At 43.8% G+C, this 17,877-nt stretch carries 16 protein-coding genes and 2 pseudogenes; 13 read left to right on the top strand and 5 right to left on the bottom strand.

Going from position 1 to position 17,877, the window contains the following annotated elements; genetic code table 11:
• Positions 1-83: 83 nt before the first annotated feature.
• The 6 genes from rbsA to A142_RS19735 all read left to right on the top strand — a co-directional run bounded on the left by rbsA (position 84) and on the right by A142_RS19735 (position 8,582).
• Positions 84-1,589: a ribose ABC transporter ATP-binding protein RbsA gene (rbsA, locus tag A142_RS19760; protein WP_019823678.1), complete on the top strand. Its 1,506-nt coding sequence runs from the start codon at positions 84-86 to the stop codon at positions 1,587-1,589.
• Positions 1,586-2,572: a ribose ABC transporter permease gene (gene rbsC, locus A142_RS19755; RefSeq protein WP_017082395.1), complete on the top strand. Its 987-nt coding sequence runs from the start codon at positions 1,586-1,588 to the stop codon at positions 2,570-2,572. Before rbsA ends, rbsC begins: the two co-directional genes overlap by 4 nt.
• A gap of 149 nt (positions 2,573-2,721) precedes the next feature.
• Positions 2,722-3,600 (top strand): ribose ABC transporter substrate-binding protein RbsB, encoded by an 879-nt coding sequence (gene rbsB, locus A142_RS19750; RefSeq protein ID WP_017058470.1) that lies wholly within the window; start codon positions 2,722-2,724, stop codon positions 3,598-3,600.
• Between the two features lie 214 nt (positions 3,601-3,814).
• Positions 3,815-4,759 carry a ribokinase gene (gene rbsK, locus A142_RS19745; protein WP_019823674.1) on the top strand — a complete coding sequence of 315 codons (945 nt, stop codon included), beginning with the start codon at positions 3,815-3,817 and terminating at the stop codon, positions 4,757-4,759.
• Positions 4,760-4,911: 152 nt separating this feature from the next.
• A complete protein-coding gene (locus A142_RS19740; RefSeq protein ID WP_019823673.1) occupies positions 4,912-5,913 on the top strand; it encodes a substrate-binding domain-containing protein in 1,002 nt (333 codons plus the stop codon).
• A 221-nt stretch (positions 5,914-6,134) separates the two neighbouring features.
• Entirely contained in the window at positions 6,135-8,582 is a 2,448-nt protein-coding gene (locus tag A142_RS19735) for a CHASE3 domain-containing protein (RefSeq protein ID WP_019823672.1), read from the top strand.
• Between the two features lie 109 nt (positions 8,583-8,691).
• On the opposite strand, the gene A142_RS19730 is transcribed toward A142_RS19735, so the two are convergent.
• Together A142_RS19730 and A142_RS19725 are read right to left on the bottom strand one after the other, a co-directional pair.
• Positions 8,692-9,483 carry a carbon-nitrogen hydrolase family protein gene (locus A142_RS19730; protein ID WP_019823671.1) on the bottom strand — a complete coding sequence of 264 codons (792 nt, stop codon included), beginning with the start codon at positions 9,481-9,483 and terminating at the stop codon, positions 8,692-8,694.
• 155 nt (positions 9,484-9,638) lie between these two features.
• The gene (locus tag A142_RS19725) at positions 9,639-10,061 is read right to left on the bottom strand and encodes a lysozyme inhibitor LprI family protein (protein ID WP_019823670.1); all 423 of its coding nucleotides are present in this window, start codon (positions 10,059-10,061) and stop codon (positions 9,639-9,641) included.
• Between the two features lie 345 nt (positions 10,062-10,406).
• Here A142_RS19725 and A142_RS19720 point away from each other — a divergent pair, with 345 nt between their 5' ends.
• The 4 genes and pseudogenes from A142_RS19720 to A142_RS19705 all read left to right on the top strand — a co-directional run bounded on the left by A142_RS19720 (position 10,407) and on the right by A142_RS19705 (position 13,150).
• A complete protein-coding gene (locus tag A142_RS19720) occupies positions 10,407-11,978 on the top strand; it encodes an EAL domain-containing protein (protein WP_019823668.1) in 1,572 nt (523 codons plus the stop codon).
• A 96-nt stretch (positions 11,979-12,074) separates the two neighbouring features.
• Positions 12,075-12,422: pseudogene (locus tag A142_RS19715) on the top strand (hypothetical protein).
• A 168-nt stretch (positions 12,423-12,590) separates the two neighbouring features.
• Entirely contained in the window at positions 12,591-12,875 is a 285-nt protein-coding gene (locus tag A142_RS19710; protein WP_019823664.1) for a type II toxin-antitoxin system RelB/DinJ family antitoxin, read from the top strand.
• Positions 12,872-13,150 carry a type II toxin-antitoxin system mRNA interferase toxin, RelE/StbE family gene (locus tag A142_RS19705; protein ID WP_019823661.1) on the top strand — a complete coding sequence of 93 codons (279 nt, stop codon included), beginning with the start codon at positions 12,872-12,874 and terminating at the stop codon, positions 13,148-13,150. Before A142_RS19710 ends, A142_RS19705 begins: the two co-directional genes overlap by 4 nt.
• Positions 13,151-13,281: 131 nt before the next feature.
• On the opposite strand, the gene A142_RS19700 is transcribed toward A142_RS19705, so the two are convergent.
• Positions 13,282-14,052, bottom strand: coding sequence for an alpha/beta fold hydrolase (locus A142_RS19700; protein WP_019823659.1), 771 nt, complete (start codon positions 14,050-14,052; stop codon positions 13,282-13,284).
• 367 nt (positions 14,053-14,419) lie between these two features.
• On the opposite strand from A142_RS19700, the gene A142_RS19695 reads away from it, so the two are divergent.
• A complete protein-coding gene (locus A142_RS19695) occupies positions 14,420-15,376 on the top strand; it encodes an IS110 family transposase (RefSeq protein WP_019823657.1) in 957 nt (318 codons plus the stop codon).
• A gap of 59 nt (positions 15,377-15,435) precedes the next feature.
• Here the strand turns inward: A142_RS19695 and yqfB are convergent, their stop codons facing one another.
• On the bottom strand, positions 15,436-15,747 hold the full coding sequence (gene yqfB, locus A142_RS19690; RefSeq protein WP_029405546.1) for a N(4)-acetylcytidine aminohydrolase: 312 nt from the start codon (positions 15,745-15,747) through the stop codon (positions 15,436-15,438).
• A 34-nt stretch (positions 15,748-15,781) separates the two neighbouring features.
• Between yqfB and A142_RS25240 the strand changes: the two genes are divergently transcribed.
• Positions 15,782-16,027 (top strand): hypothetical protein, encoded by a 246-nt coding sequence (locus A142_RS25240; RefSeq protein ID WP_019823654.1) that lies wholly within the window; start codon positions 15,782-15,784, stop codon positions 16,025-16,027.
• A gap of 385 nt (positions 16,028-16,412) precedes the next feature.
• On the opposite strand, the gene A142_RS19680 is transcribed toward A142_RS25240, so the two are convergent.
• On the bottom strand, positions 16,413-17,243 hold the full coding sequence (locus tag A142_RS19680) for a hypothetical protein (protein WP_139137196.1): 831 nt from the start codon (positions 17,241-17,243) through the stop codon (positions 16,413-16,415).
• Between the two features lie 90 nt (positions 17,244-17,333).
• Between A142_RS19680 and A142_RS19675 the strand changes: the two are divergent.
• Positions 17,334-17,877: pseudogene (locus tag A142_RS19675) on the top strand (IS110-like element ISVisp6 family transposase); the annotation flags it as partial.

Raw genomic sequence — 17,877 nt, 5'->3', positions numbered from 1 at the left:
CGACAGCTCAGTGTTATCACTGAACCAAAGCAATACATAGACAGAACAATCAAATGCAACTGGCCCCGAGTAAAGGAACCGACATGACTCAAGCCATTTTAGAACTTAGCTCAATTGAGAAAGCCTTCCCTGGTGTTAAAGCACTGGATAAGGCAAGCCTCAACGTTTATCCAGGACGCGTAATGGCGTTAATGGGTGAAAACGGTGCGGGTAAATCAACGCTTATGAAAGTGCTTACGGGTATTTACCACTTGGACGGCGGCACTATCGCCTACCAAGGAAAACCTGCTGCATTTAAAGGGCCACGTGATTCTCAACAAGCAGGCATTAGCATCATTCACCAAGAACTGAATCTAATCCCTGAATTGACCATCGCCGAGAACATCTTCTTAGGTCGTGAAATCACGGGCACCATGGGTCGCATCTTGTGGAACGAGATGTACCGAGAAGCCGACAAGCTACTTAAACGCCTTAACGTGAAACACAGCTCGAAAACACCTTTAGGCCAGTTGAGCCTTGGTGAGCAGCAAATGGTAGAGATTGCGAAAGCCCTATCGTTTGAATCTAAGGTCATCATCATGGATGAACCAACCGATGCGCTAACCGACACTGAAACTGAATCTCTGTTTAAGGTGATTAATGAATTGCGCGATGAAGGCTGCGGCATTGTTTACATCTCTCACCGCTTGAAAGAGATCTTTGAGATTTGTGATGACATCACGGTACTGCGTGACGGTAAATTCATTGGTCAATGTGAAGTAAAAGACACCGACGAAGATGGCCTAATCGAAATGATGGTTGGTCGTAAGCTAGACGAGCAATATCCACGTATCGGCCAGAGCCACGGTGAAACTTGTCTTGAAGTGATTGGCCTGACGGGTTCTGGTGTTCACGACGTGAGCTTTACGCTAAAACGCGGTGAAATCCTGGGTGTATCTGGCCTAATGGGCGCGGGTCGTACCGAACTGATGAAAGTGATTTACGGTGCCCTTCCAAGTGAACGCGGCGTCATCAACCTAGAAAACAAAACCATCAACCCTGTAAGCCCGAAAGACGGCTTGGCCAATGGCATTGCTTACATCTCTGAAGACCGCAAAGGCGATGGCTTAGTGCTTGGGCTTTCTGTTAAAGAAAACATGTCGTTATGTTCGCTTGACCTACTGACAAAGAGCGGTCAAATCCAACATAAAGACGAAGTGATTGCAGTTGATGACTTCATCAAGCTATTCAACATCAAAACCCCGACTCGCGAACAGATTATTGGCAACCTTTCTGGTGGTAACCAACAGAAAGTGGCTATCGCTAAGGGCTTGATGACCAAACCAAAAGTACTGATTCTCGACGAGCCAACACGTGGTGTCGATGTCGGTGCTAAGAAAGAGATTTACCAACTCATTAATAAGTTTAAAGCCGACGGCATGAGCATCATTTTGGTGTCCTCTGAAATGCCAGAAGTATTAGGAATGAGTGACCGCATCATGGTGATGCATGAAGGCCGTGTAAGCGGTGAATTTAATGCTAAAGAAGCAAACCAAGAATTATTACTGGCGTGTGCGGTCGGTAAAAAGATCAACGAGGACGCAGCATGAGTACTAAAACCATGAGCAAAACAACTGAAGCTCCAAAGAAAAAACCGTTAATCAGCAAAGAGTGGCTGATTGATCAAAAGTCATTGATTGCTTTGATCTTCCTGATTGTTGTCGTTTCTTTCTTAAACCCGAACTTCTTTACTGTCGACAATATCCTGAACATTCTGCGCCAAACCTCGGTTAACGCAATCATCGCTGTGGGTATGACGCTGGTTATCTTAACCGCGGGTATCGACTTGAGTGTTGGTTCAGTACTGGCACTTTGTGGTGCATTCGCAGCCAGCATGATTGGCATGGAAATCCCAGTGATGATCGCAGTGCCAACCGCTCTTGTAGCCGGTGCAGCATTAGGTGCTATCAGTGGTGTGATTATCGCCAAGGGTAAGGTTCAAGCCTTCATCGCAACGCTTGTAACTATGACTCTATTGCGCGGCGTAACCATGGTTTACACCGACGGTCGTCCTATTTCGACTGGTTTTACTGACACAGCAGACGCATTCGCTTGGTTCGGTACAGGCTACGCAATGGGCATCCCAGTTCCAGTATGGATCATGGTCGTGGTATTCGCAGCGGTATGGTACCTACTGAACCACACACGCTTTGGTCGCTACGTTTACGCTCTTGGTGGCAACGAATCAGCAACTCGCCTATCAGGCATCGACGTAGACAAAGTAAAAATCGGCGTTTACGCAATCTGTGGTTTGTTAGCAGCGGTTGCAGGCATCATCGTGGCATCTCGACTGTCATCAGCTCAACCTACCGCAGGTATGGGTTATGAACTAGACGCCATTGCAGCCGTAGTTCTTGGCGGAACAAGCTTAGCCGGCGGTCGTGGTCGCATCATGGGCACATTGATTGGTGCTCTGATTATCGGCTTCCTAAACAACGCCCTAAACCTATTAGACGTATCTTCTTACTACCAGATGATTGCAAAAGCAGTGGTTATTCTTCTGGCGGTATTAGTCGACAACAAAAACAAATAAAACCTATTCACATCTTAGGTTAATACAAGTAACACTCTAGTTTAATAAAAGTAACAGTTTGTTTTACCTTAAAATATTAGAATCTATAAATAATGTAACTACGAGCTAGGACTCACCTCCTAGCTCACCCTACACAAAGGACTTACACCATGAAAAAATTAGCGACTCTTATTTCTGCTGCTCTTCTTTCTACAACGGTATCTGTGTCTGCACAGGCGCAAGATACAATGGCAATCGTTCTGTCTACATTGAACAACCCATTCTTCGTAACCATGAAAGATGGCGCAGAAGCGAAAGCGGAAGAGCTAGGCTACAAGCTTATCGTTCTTGATTCTCAAAACGACCCAAGCAAAGAGCTTTCGAACATTGAAGATCTAACCATTCGTGGTGTTAAAGCAATCCTGATTAACCCAACGGATTCAGACGCTGTGTCTAACGCGATTCGTATTGCTAACCGCTCAGACATCCCTGTACTAACGCTAGACCGTGGCGCAAGCCGTGGTGACGTAGTGAGCCACATCGCTTCTGATAACGTAATCGGCGGTGAAATGGCAGGTCACTTCATCATGGAAAAAGTGGGCGAAAAAGCGAAAGTAATCCAACTTGAAGGTATCGCTGGTACTTCTGCTGCTCGTGAACGTGGTGAAGGCTTCATGAACGCAGTAAACGGCAGCGACCTTGAGCTTCTTGCAAGCCAACCTGCTGATTTCGACCGTACTAAAGGTCTGAACGTAATGGAAAACTTGCTTGCTGCTAACCCAGACGTACAAGCGGTATTCGCTCAGAACGATGAAATGGCGCTAGGTGCACTTCGCGCAGTTCAAGCTTCAGGTAAAGAAGTGATGATCGTTGGCTTTGACGGCACTGAAGACGGCATCGCTGCTGTTAACCGTGGCCTACTTGGCGCAACGGTTGCACAACAGCCTGACCTAATCGGTTCTCTAGGTATCGAAATGGCAGACAAAGTACTGAAAGGCGAAACAGTAGACGAGTACGTACCAGTACCTCTAAAAATCATCGCTAAGTAATCGTTACTAAGTAACGCGATATAAAGCAGGGGTCCCCTATCCCCTGCTTTGCTTAGCTCATTAGCTCACTGACTCAAAACAAAAAGCAAAAAACCGACAGTGCATCGCTGTTTCTCATAAGCCGCTGACAAGGCTAGCAATCAACGTAATGTGAATTAACGTAATGAGAAAGACCCATGCATTTTCAAATACGATATATCATAAGGCTCGTATCATGACTCAACTGATTGTTTTAGGTAGCGTTAACGCTGACCACGTACTGCAAGTTCCTTCGTTCCCTCGTCCGGGTGAAACCTTGATTGGCGGTAACTATCAGGTCATTCCTGGCGGCAAAGGCGCAAACCAAGCCGTAGCGGCAGCAAGATTAAACGCAGATATTGGCTTCATCGCCTGTGTTGGTGACGACCCATTTGGCATCAACATCCGTCAAGATTTTGCTAAAGATGGCATCAACATCGACGGTGTGATCGTTGCAGACAACACACCGACGGGCATCGCGATGATCCAAGTATCAGCAACAGGCGAAAACAGTATTTGTCTTTCTGCGGAAGCCAACGACAAGCTGACTTGCGATCAAATCGAACCGCACCTAGAAAAGATTCGCGGCGCTAAATATTTACTGACTCAGCTTGAAACACCAATTGAAGGCATTGAATACGCTGCGAAAGTAGCAAAAGAGAGTGGCACGCAAGTCATTCTAAACCCGGCTCCTGCTCGTCCATTATCGGATTCGCTGCTTGCTTGTGTTGACGTGATTACACCAAACGAAACCGAAGCTGAAGTGCTAACCGGCATTACCGTGACGGACAATGCATCTGCTCATCAGGCTGCGTTGGCTCTGCATGCTAAAGGCATCGAAACGGTAATGATCACGCTAGGCGCGAAAGGCGTGTGGGTGAGTCATCGCGGTCAAGGCAATGAAGCCAGCGAAGGTAAATTAATCGCAGGTTTCCGTGTTGAAGCGACAGATACAACTGCCGCAGGTGACACCTTTAACGGCGCGTTGGTGACAGGCTTGCTTGAAGATATGCCGCTAGAACGTGCAATTAAATTTGCCCACGCTGCAGCTGCTATTTCAGTGACACGCTTTGGTGCTCAAACATCGATTCCAAGCCGTGCTGAAACCGATGCGTTTTTGGCAGAGCAACTGTCTGCTTAGCTTGATAGCTATTTGAAGGCTTAACTCCTGAGCTAAACCGTGGTTAACGGATGTTAGCCTTCAAATTCGGTAACAACAAATAACAAGCATAAGCCCCTGTTTTCAGGCAGAATATCGCGCAACGTGGAAGGTTATTCCCACAAGGATTTTTTATGGCAACAATGAAAGACATCGCACGGCTCGCAAAGGTTTCGACTTCTACCGTGAGCCACGTGATCAACAAATCACGCTTTGTCAGTGAAGAGATTGCTGAGCGTGTTAACAGTGCGGCTAAAGAACTCAACTATGCGCCTTCTGCATTGGCTCGCAGCTTGAAAATGAAGCAAACCAAAACCTTGGGAATGCTAGTGACCACATCCACCAATCCATTCTTTGGTGAAGTGGTAAAGGGTGTGGAACGTCGTTGCTACGAAAAAGGCTACAACCTTATCTTGTGTAACACCGAAGGTGACAGCGAACGCATGAAATCCTCTATCGATACCTTGCTGCAAAAGCGTGTCGATGGCTTGATGCTGATGTGTTCTACCCTTGAAGGCGAACATATCGATGTATTTGATCGCTACCCAGAACTGCCTGTTGTGGTAATGGACTGGGGCCCTATGCTGTTTGCGAGCGATAAGATCCAAGATAACTCGCACCAAGGTGGCTACATGGCAACTAAGCACCTGATTGATAACGGCCATTCTCAAATTGGTTGTATCACAGGGCCACTGCACCGCAATCAAGCTTCGTCTCGTTATCAAGGCTTCAAGCAAGCAATGGAAGAAGCCAATTTAGAGATCAACCCTAAGTGGATTGTTGAATCCAACTTTGAATGTGACGGTGGTTTTGACTCTTATCAGACATTGAAAACTCGTGGCGAAATGCCGTCTGCCTTGTTCGTAAGTAACGATATGATGGCGATGGGCGTGATTCACGCTGCGGCGCAAGATGGCACATCGATTCCGAATGATCTGTCTATCATTGGCTACGATGACATCCACCTGTCGAAGTACATGACCCCCGCGTTAAGCACTGTCCACCAGCCAAAACATCGTTTAGGTAAAGCCGCAGTCGATACCTTACTAAGCAGATTACAAACTCCAGATGCTTATCCGCAAGTCGTTGAACTTGAACCTACTCTTGTTGAACGAAGCAGTGTAAAAGCGCTTTAATACTCGTCACACTCATCACACCGTTGAAAGCTAGCTTATTGAGCTAGCTTTTTTGTCTTTGAAACATAATAACGCCGCTTAATCCCCCCCAAAATGCCGTTAATATGCGAAACTTACACGCTAAAGTATGTATTCACGCACTTAACAACTATTTGCGTACTTAACGACTGATTATCATCTACACTAACAATGAATAATAACGACATCGAGAGCGCTGTTTTATGATCGCGGGTTGGTTTGACAATATATCCCTACAGAAAAAGCTATTAGTCAGCTTTTTGATTCCTATCGCTTTGATGCTTATCGTGGCTTTTTCTGTCCATGAAAACACACGAACGGTTGTAAAAGACAATAATTGGGTTGTACACACACATAAAGCCATCGCTCGGGCTCAAGAACTTCTCAGATTAACAGTCGACATAGAAGCGGCTGAACGTGGTTACTTGATCACGGGTGATCCTGTTTTTTTAGAACCCTACCATTTAGCTCTTGATGTATGGCCTCAAAAACTCCAAACCCTTGCGAATCAAGTGAGTGATAACCCACCTCAAGTAGAACGCCTATATAGAATCGATGATATTCATAAAACATGGCTGAAACAGTCTGGAGAGAAAGAGATCAATCAACGCAGCCTTGTCAATAAAGGCGAAGCTGAAATACAAAGTGCCATCGACCTCACTCAGCAGCAAACCGGAAAAAAATTGATTAATGAGATCCGCCAAGAAATTGCTCAATTCATTGAAATTGAACAACAACTTATTATTACCAGGGTCGAAAAATCGGAGAGCTCAGTCAATCAAACCAGCGACATATTAATCCTCGGAACACTGTTTTCCGTGTTCATATCACTCCTTGTTGCTGCGTGGGCGTCAAAGCGTATTAATCGAAGATTACACACCCTACTTGAAGCCACTAACCAAGTTGCCGCTGGTCATTTGGATCAAGGTGCTGCAACTCTGGAATTGAGTTCGAATATAAACACCCAAGACGAAATCGCTCATCTCAAAAAAAGCTTTCAAAAAATGACAGCCAATTTGATCAGTAACGACAGTGAAATGCGAGCGAAAACTCAGGAGTTAATCGCTGAACGAACCAAAGCAGAAGCCGCAGTAAAAGCTAAGGGCGATTTTCTGTCTACCATGAGCCACGAGATCAGAACGCCAATGAACGGCGTTCTTGGAATATCTCAAATCATTGCAAGCCAGACCCAAGAACCCGAAACAAAAGAGAACATCAACATCATTCTCGATTCTGGTCACCACTTGATGACAATACTCAACGACGTTCTCGACTTCTCAAAAGTCGAAGAAAACAAGCTTGAGCTAGATGTGGCACCCTTTAATTTTGTTCAAGTCATGCAGCCTGTATGCAGCGCTCTAAAACCCTTAGCCGATGAAAAAGGCATTCGCCTGTTGATCGAAAATAACATACCGAAAAACATCCAACTCGTCGGAGACTGCGCAAGGCTACGTCAAATCATGTTCAACTTGGGCGGCAATGCGACCAAATTCACCAAAGAAGGTCATGTGTCCATTCAAGCTGACCTAAATCGCCCCAACAATCAACTGATTCTCACGGTAACAGACACTGGGGTTGGTATCCCGAAAGATAAGCACGAGCAGGTATTCAATTCATTCGAACAAGCCGACACTTCCACAACAAGGAAGTTTGGCGGAACAGCAATCGTCAAGAACCTAGTCAACCTCATGAACGGAGAAATCACATTAACCAGTGCAGTTGGGCTTGGTACAAAATTCCAAGTCTCCCTGCCTATCACATGGCAAGAAAGCAAAGCGAAAGACATCGCTACCCATACAGTCGATGCAGAAACTCTCAGTTATGACTCATTAAGCATACTGTTGGTGGAAGATAACCGTATTAATGCCATTGTTGCACAAGGCTTCTGTGAAAAACTCGGCCATCATGTCGATCATGCAGAGAACGGAAAATTAGCGATTGAACGCCTCAAAACTACTCAATATGACCTTATCTTGATGGACAATCATATGCCTGAAATGAACGGGGTCGAAACAACGCATCACATCCGCGAAAAACTGAAACTCGATACCTTGATATTCGCTTACACGGCCGATGTATTCCGTGAGGCGCATGACAACTTTATTCAGGCGGGTGTCGACCATATTCTGACCAAGCCTCTGCAGCAAGAGAGTTTCTTCGACGCCCTACAACAGTTCTCAAGTCGATTACCGAAAAAAACCGCAGCCGAAGGTTCGAGTGAGAATGAAAATATTGTCGAGCTTCATCGTAAGCCTATTGAAACGTTAAGGTTAACGGAAGAAGAGATCAGCCATTCAGAAGTGATACACATCCTGAAAGACGACACGGAAGGGTTCAGCTTACTCATCGACTCAACCATTATTGAGTTCGAACAGTCGGTTGATCGTGTCATCGAATACTATTTAGCGAAGGAGTTGGAGCCACTTTGTCGTACTCTGCACTCCATTAAAGGCATGTCACTAAACTTAGGCCTTAACATGCTTTCTAAGCAGGCATTGGAGCTAGAAGTCGAAGCCAAAAATCAACAACTGCCAGATATTGAACGACTGCAAAAACTGCTCAATCGCCTTATGGTCAATATCCATCAAGCTCAGCGGATGAAAAACGCCCATTCAGTCGAGCATCTGAATCAAATGAACGATCAAGCTTAGAACGCTTCGTTCCCAAACTTAAACGCAAGGCTTAATCACCCTGCGTTTTTCGATCTGATACCGCGCTAATCTCTGTTCTAGCGATTTAACGGTCTAACGGTTTAGCGGTTTAGCGGTTTAACAGATCGGTGATTTGCTGCATCTCATCTTCAACATCAACGCCATTGTATTGCGGCGCAATCGAGAGATCTTGAATACTCACGGTTTCGATAGATTGCTTTTCATTAAGTTGAGTCACTAACTCCCCTTTGGGTGAGTAGGCTCGGCTTCCACCACAATAAGTCGCGGTAAACGCATCAACCACATCCTGTCCAACCCGATTACATGTCACGACATGACACCCCTCTTCTAAAGCCCTTGTTTGAGCAATAGCAAAACTGTGCTGCCCGCCGAAATTGGCAGGGTGAAGAATAACGTCGACCGACTGATACCCTCTCATGATCTCCGGGAACCAAATATCAAAGCAAATCGCGACACCAAACTTTAAGCCTTTGTGCTCAAACGTGAGGCGTTCGTCCCCTCTCGAGAAATACTGCTTATCGAATTTGGTTTGACTGATTTTTCTGTATTTGTGTCGTAAACCAGAAGCATCCACAACCACCACACTGTTGTAATATTGGTCGCTATCTTTCTCGGCAATGCCCGCAACAATCAAGGTGTGATGCTTCGCTGCCATCTGAGTTAATGAATCAATAGTACTGCTGTCCGTGAAGTCTTCAGCCAATTCATGAATTTCTTCAGCCTCATTAAAAATATACCCAGTCGTGAACAGTTCAGGCAGTAAAGTAATATCACCGACTGACGACTCCGCTTGTAAAAGATCAGAGACCGAATCAATGTTTTTTTGTTTGTTTTTGTATTCAACTTCAAGCTGAATAAGAGTGATGCTGACATTATTCAAAATCGAATCCTTGCTAGGTAACACTTCAAGCTGTAATGCTTCAAACTGGAGACTAAGAACTAAGAACGAAAGAGTAAGGCAATCCCTTATCATTTTCTTATTCGCACGCCAAAGGTTGAAGCAGGTACACAGTCCTGTACGCATTTCAAATCGGCCTACGGCGCTAATTTAGGCTCTGGTAAAACGGGAGGCGTGCTGTCCATATAGGTTAAGAAATTTGCCCACACTTCATGCGTGCGCTGCTTGGTTAACGTCGTCTTACAGGAAAGCGCCATAACCCCTCGAATAGAACCATCACGCCATTGGGTGTAAACCGAGTCACAATGCGCTGTCATGTACGCCTGCCAGCTCTCCTGAGCCTTCTTAATTGACGCCACCAGCTCAGCATCGTAAGCATTGTGCTCAAAGCTGGCTGCAAGGTATTTATCCAGTTCCGCTTGTGCAGATTCCAACTCAATTGCCGCACAGTGATTGATCTCGATGGTATTCATCGCATTCTCGCAATCAACAACACCTTCGTCGGCCAACGCAGAGAATGAGAAGCACACCGCTATGAGTGCTGATATCAGTTTTTTCATAAACATCCTTTATGCTGTCACTACCAAAACGAATCGTGACATGACTTTATTAATTTAAACATGGCTCAATATTCAGCTCATTCAGTTCATTCAGCTCGGCCAAATAACAACAAAACTTATCAGGATATAAGCATTTGTTATCCGCATGAATCATCAAAAATGACGCCTCGATAACTCAAATAAACGAGATAACATCAAGATTTAGCTGGTAAAACTAGAAAACATATTATTTATATCAATATTTCGTACCTGCATTCACAATATTAATTATTTATATTGCTACGTAATCGCTAACTTTATAAATTAAATCGAATGCTCACATAAATCGGTAACGCTTCTCCAACTATGGATATCAAGTACCAAAATATTGCCAAGACTTCATTTTACTTTGCCATTTCTTTCTTTTTTTCCATGGCAATGCTCATTCCTTTTACACCGTATCACTACCAAACATTAACCGAAGACACATCAAGGTTAGTCGAAACCAGGTTAGGAGGGATCCAGTCAAGGTTCGACCGTTTTTTATCTGAAGTTAGACCTGAACAGTCTTGCGACGCGATCGTTAGACAGCTTCGACAAAACGTTTTTGAAGCTGATTGGGTAAAAGAAGCAGCGGTATTCAATAAAGAAAACCGATTTTACTGTTCAACCACCGATGGTGACGTTTCATTTCGCCTATACAGCACCATCAGGCAGCGGCTCAATGACGACCCGAATTTAACGACCCTGTCGTATTCCAACTCGGCCATCACGCAAGTTCAGTCCATCATGCTCATTTTCTCGAACAAAGAAGATGCCGGAGTGAGCCTAATGATTCCGCCACACTTCATCTATGACCTTGTTGAAACAAACCTGAGCAGCCATGGAATACAGGCCAAAGTTGAAGTGATCAAAAGAGATATCCACCCTATCGATATTGACTCATCAATCGCCAAGGTGCGGATACAATCAAACACCTACCCGTTGACCATCACCTCATACATTGGGTATCAGTTTTATCTTCACTTCATGTTGAGCTATTTGTGGTTTGGCTTTTTGATGGCCGGAATCACCACCATTATTCTCCTTTCGATCAAACATAAAAAGCAGAGCCAACGTAGCTTAGAATATTCGCTTTCAAGTGCGCTAAAAAACCAGCACCTTCATGTTCACATGCAGCCTATCGTCAACCAAAACACCAACGAGATCGTCGGCTGTGAGTCGTTATTGCGATGGAACGACCCAATTGAAGGTAACGTCTCCCCTGCTATTTTCATTCCGCTTGCTGAAAGCTTAGGCTTGATTGAGGAGCTCACCTACTTCGTGCTGCGCAAAGTATTAATGACGTTGAAAAGCAATCAAGACGTGTTCGAGTCAAAGTACATCAGCGTCAACATCAGCCGCAACGTTGTGTCCAACAGTAACTTCTCTAACAAGGTGATCAGCATCTTTAAAAGACACCCTGAGATCCTCAAGCAGGTGGTATTTGAAGTAACCGAAGATGGTGAATGTTCTGATGCCGATATGGTCAAAATTAGAGACAACCTAACCAAGCTATCGAACATGGGCGTAAGAGTCGCGATTGATGATTTTGGCACAGGCTACGCAGGGTTAGATTTCGTAAGACAGTTCCCGTTCAGCATTCTCAAAATTGATCGCGTGTTCGTGAAAAACATATCCGACGAATCCAGCTTTGGTCTCCCTTTGCTAGAGTCCATGCTTCAACTATCACGCACCTTAGGCATGCAAGTCATTGTCGAAGGTGTCGAGTATGAGTCACAAGTAAAAATCTTATCTAAGCTAGGTGTCGACTATATCCAAGGCTTCTATTTTTATAAGCCAATGCCGATAAACCTGACTGTCAGCTTACTCAGGCAGCAGCATTTTGAGTCCGATAACGTTGAGGAACAAACCAACCAAACATTTCCTGTTACATAAGCCACTGAAAAACTGCGAAAGAAAACGCGAAGGCTATGGGTCTCCTTTGATGAACATTTAAATCATCGCATCATTGAATGCATCACAATGGATATCATGGAAAAGACACTTCAAACCAAACTGGCAACTAGCCTATTACTGCTGAGAATCGGCATTTTTATCGTCTTCTTGTTCTGGGGCTTGGATAAGATTATTGTCCCTGAGCACGCGACAAAAGTACTGTCTGGCTTTTACGGCATCGACATCTCGAACAATGCGATGATGGCTCTGGGTGTCGCGTAGCTCGGATTTTTGGGCGCATTCGTTGTAGGCATGTGGAAAAAGTACACCTACGGAGCCATTTTAGTCCTGCATGCAGGATCAACCTTTTCCTCTTTTGGAAAATACATGGACCCGTTCAACAACCTACTGTTCTTCGCCTCTTGGCCAATGCTCGCAGCCTGAATCGCGATCGTCTTACTTCGCGACTACGACACTTATAGCGTTTCCAACTAACACAAAGGGCGCCGGTAATTGGCGCCCTGTTTGGTTAGCTTGAATCTTAAACGTTAGTTGCCCATTTCAAGCGCCAGTGCTAACATCTGTGCACACACTGATTTTTAGGAGTCTCACATGGACACCAGAATTCAATTTCGCGTTGATGACGAAACAAAACGCCTAGCTCAACAGATGGCAGAGAGCCAAGGTCGTACACTTAGTGATGCTTGCCGTGAACTCACAGAGCAAATGGCAGAACAACAACGAAAAACATTATCCCACGATGTCTGGTTAACGGAACAAGTTAATCTTGCTTTTGATAAGTATGACTCTGGAAAAGCCGTCTTTGTTGACAATGAATCCGCAAAATCTCGTATGGAAGCACGAAAAGCTAGAATTCGAAGCAGAGGTCAACAATGATTTTGTGGGAAGAAGAGTCCCTCAATGATCGAGAGAAAATCTTTGAATTCCTTTATGACTTTAACCCTGATGTCGCAGAAAGAACCGACAACATTATTGAAGCTAAAGTCGAGATCCTACTTGAGCACCCATTAATAGGCGTACAACGTGATGGAATTCGAGGAAGACTGCTTATTATTCCTGAAGTTTCGATGATAGTTTCTTATTGGGTGGAAGGCTCAATTATTCGCATTATGCGAGTTCTTCACCAGAAACAGAAATTCCCTACGGACTAATGCGGCGTACGGCAACTAACGCCGCATTAATGTGAGCAACGCAATACTGATGCCGCCGCATGCCACCTTAAACACTAAAACCAACGCATAGTAAAAATGCCACGCGTTGCGAATCACTCTTAAACAGTTTGTTAGTTTTTGTGCTGCAACATGAACTGTTTTAGAATTTCACCTACTAACTTTGGCGATTCTTGATGGGCTGAATGAGCCGTCAGTGGAATATTAGCAAAACTACTACCTGCAACCTTTAGCTTTAACGCTACTGCTTCATCTAACGAAAACAGGAAGTCATTATCGCCTCTCATGATCAATGTTGGACAGCAGATTTTTTCCACCATATCATACGGATAACCAGATTCTGTTGTATCAAGCCAAACTGCTTTTACAGCGTCTACCAGTTTAGGAAAATTCGGTTCAGGGTTTGAAGATTCATAAAAAGCAACATCATCGGCAAATCTTGAAGCCCAAAAATCAGGCGTTAAACCACCTAACAATTCTATTGATGGGTCATTTGCCTCTAGTCGCCACTGTGAACCGAGTGTAACCAAGCAAGAAACTCTTTCCGGCTCTTGTGCAGCTAACCGATAGCCCACGATGCCGCCATCACTAAAGCCAAAAATTGAATATTTATCAATGTTCAGATAGCTAAGTACATGTTGAATGTCTTCTTGGTACTGCATGTAACTAAGTTGCCGATCACCTAATAAGGATTTTCCATGTCCACGAAAATCGACACTTATCAACTGATAATCAGTAGCTACGTATTGGTAAATGCTGCTTAGCTCATTTAGTGAACCAAGTCCACCATGTAGCATCAATAATGGCTCACCATTGGGATTACCCGAAACTTCGAAATAAACCTTCGAGCCAACAACGCCTACATAACCGTTTCTATTTTCCATTTTATCAACCAACTGCGTATTTATTAATTTAACCTAAAAAACTAACGCCGCATTAAGTGGCGAGCAACGCAGACCACCAAGCCTAAGGTATTGTGCCGTAAACACTGAAACTGAAGCAAACCAAAAATGCCGAGCGTTGGGAATCCGTCTTAAATGCTTGTTATGGATAATAAGCACTCCAATCGGGTAAGGTGAGACCCAGACTTTAGCTGCAACTAAAGTTCTTCTATCTGGTAGTTCGATTAAACGATGGCTCCTCTATTGAGAGACCGGTAACAAGTACGAACGTCAGATAGAACTCCAAGCACCACACTCGAATAGTCTTCTGGGTCTCGAGCCCGCATTTGCAAGCAAGAGTTAGCTTATTATGAATACAAACACACTTCAAAACATTAATGTTGGCGTTGATACTGGTAAGTCACAATTAGACATCTATGTCCGTCCACTCGACATTTACTTCACCGTACCAAACACCGATAAAGGCATCAGCGATGCCATTAAAATCATTAAGAAACACAAACCTCAACGCGTCGTCATCGAGGCTACAGGTCGATTAGAAATGCCCTTCATACTCGCCTGTGATAAAGCCAAATTGCCTTATGTCGTTGCCAATCCACTGCGTATTAAAAGGTTTGCTGAAGCCATTGGTCAACGAGCTAAAAACGACCGTTTAGATGCCGCGCTCATCGCACATTATGCCGAACGAGTTCAGCCCGAACTTACCAAGCTAAAAAGCGAAAACATACGCCTTATGAGTGACTTAGTCACGAGGCGGAACCAACTACTCACCATACAAACCATGGAAAGAAACCGACTACAAATATTACCCAAAAACATCTCATCGACTATTACTCCGATTCTAACAGCTCTAAAAAATCAGCTTGAAAAAGTAGAGGCAAAGATAGAAAAGCTGATTGAGAGCTGCCCTGAATATCAAGCTAAGAACACCATCCTTCAAAGCATGCCTGGCGTAGGAAAGATCTTAGCCGCCTCCCTAATTAGCAATGTACCCGAACTCGGTTTTATCACTAACAAGCAAGCCTCTTCTCTCATTGGCGTCGCACCTATAACAAGAGAGAGCGGACGCTTCAAAGGCAAACGGATGATAAAAGGAGGTCGGCCTCAAGTTAGAACAGTCATGTACATGGCAATGATGTCGGCTATCCAATGCAACCCTGTATTTAAGGCTACTTATGAACGATTACTTGCGGCAGGAAAACCTAAAAAAGTAGCGATAGTTGCCTGCATGAGAAAGATGGTTGTGACACTCAATTCAATGCTAAGAGACGGCGCAATGTGGGATAAAGATAGCGTCAAAAATTAACTATTGACGCCATAGTCTCTTGTTATGTGCGTAGTTGAGTGAAGTAGAAAGCTCACCATTTACTTTAATACTTTAAAAGTTATGAAATACAGTCCATTTTCGTTTGGATAGATTTTGCGAAGGATCCATTTGAGAATAAAAACAAATGGTAAATTCTCAGCTTTAGCATGCATTCGATTAAGTTGTTCGAAAGCTACTGGTTCATTACCTAGAATTTCTAGGCTACAGATTTTTCGATTATCTTCGTAAGTGTAAGCATCAACAATCTGCCCAATAAAGTAATGGCTTTCTGATTTATCACGAATAGTCGCAACCTTACGACCTGCCAATATCTGACGTTCCATTCGCGAGAAAAAAGTAATTTTATCCAATGAATTACACCTATTTCCTGATAAGCACATAGACATGTTAAGCAGTGAGCAACGCCCACTAAACTCAAGACAACATACCATAATCACTACTCTAAAACTTGATACCAAAACCCGCAAGCGTTGGGAATCTGTCTTGAACACTTTGTTAGTTTGCCACCGCGATGAAGCCAAAGTTTTGCACCAAGGTGCTGAATTAGTTACAAAACTACTGACTTTAAACGTCAATGTAAAATTGAAAACTACAGAAGCTAAACCCAAACAGCAAAACGAACTTGGCTAAGAAGACTGTCGCTGAACTTAACCACCACGAGTACCGAATTTCAAAGCCGTACGGGTATATTTCAGAACCAAAGAAACAGCGCTAAAGAACGTTGAAAAAAGAACCTTACTGACACGAAAGAAATGAATAACACGGTAGCCAATTAACCAAAAAACTGACTACGTGCGATGTGAATTTCGATGATAAGTATTTGGGAACTTACAGGTGAATAGTAAGGACGTAGAACTAAGCTTTTAGACTCATAATACTTTTCTACCCCTTGCAAACTAACGCCGCGTTAAGTAGTGAGCAACGCAGACCACCGATCTTAACTATTGTGCCGTAAACACTAAAATCAAAGCAAACCCAAAATGCCGAGCGTTGCGAATCTGTCTTAAACGCTTTGTTATGTGCGTTCTCTTGTTATCGCAACAGCCTTGAGATAATCCAATATAGATACGTTATCATCTTGCTCAGACATTACTCTAAGCTTTTCCGAAAGCATTTTTAGTTCAGAGCTACTCATGACTTTAGAGTATTCAGCCACGATTTTATCCAACTTTTCGTCAGATTGTTCAAAAACAGCCTTATCAAACTCAAATGCCATAGCCTGTAAGAATGGAAATATGCAATCACGAACTGTTAGATAAAACTCATTCAAGCTCTCAAGGGTAAAATATCTACTTTCTGAAAAGAATGGTACATGTCTTATAACTTCTGAACTAACTCCAGCTGAATGTTTAATATTGTTATTCACGACACGAAGTTGATTAACCTCATCAAAGCCCTCTAACTTTTTGAGAGCAACACCACGCACTCGGCTAAAAGTTATGAGTTTTTCCCAGTTGAAAAAATCCCGTTCATTAGCTGTAGGATAAGCGGTTTTGACAATGCGCTTCATTGTCACTTCATAAGCTTTAAATAAATGAATAATCTTCATTTCAGAGAAACAATAAAGTTGTTCCTTGTTCATTTCGATATCATATTCGTAATTTGAAATGTCAGCTAAAATTGATTCAACCTCTGGACTATCAACCATATAGCCGTCAGAATCATATGCTAATTCATCATACTCCTCATTGGATCGTTCAAACAAAAACTCCAATGATTCAATCTTTTTTTTAATGACCCTCTCACCTTCCGCTAGAGCTTCTTCAAACGTAAAGTCAATGTGATTTACAGCGTTTGCCAGCCTTAATCTATTACATTCTTTTCTTGTTATATTTGTAGTTTTCATTTTTTCCTTGAAGCACATAACGAATGACATGGATTCCCCCTACCGAGGATCTGCCACACTTATGTGGTACTTAAATGCATCGGAGGCACCATGTCTGATTATTCTTATTTCTGCGGTATCGACCTAGCTAAAAACCACTTCAGTCTTCATGCCGTAGACCAAAATGGTAAGGTCATACTTCATAAGTCAGTAACCCGCTCTAAACTACTGACTACAATAGCAAATATGCCACTCATGCGTATAGGCGTCGAAGCGTGTGGTGGTGCACATTATTGGGCAAGAACACTCAATAAACTGGGGCATGACGCCCGTATCATGGCCGTTAAATACGTGGTTCCTTATCGAACTAAAGGGAAGAACGACCTTAATGATGCAGTCGCGATCTGCGAAGCTGTTCAGCGTCCATCAACTCGCTTTGTACCCGTAAAATCCCCCGAGCAACAAGCCATCCTATCGGTACATAGAATGAGAGAGCATTGGGTTCGTGAACGCACCGCGCTTATGAATCGCATGCGTGCCCTGCTTTCTGAATTCGGATTAATCATTCCTGTTGGTCGCTCTTCATTGATGAAACAGGTTCCCTTAATGCTCGAAGATGCAGAAAATGAACTGCCACACCTCGCAAAAACGGTGG

Source organism: Vibrio splendidus 12E03, assembly GCF_000272105.2.
Classification (GTDB): domain Bacteria; phylum Pseudomonadota; class Gammaproteobacteria; order Enterobacterales; family Vibrionaceae; genus Vibrio; species Vibrio splendidus_I.
The sequence above is the reverse complement of the archived record's forward strand: the minus strand, read 5'-3'. Positions and strand labels throughout refer to the sequence as shown.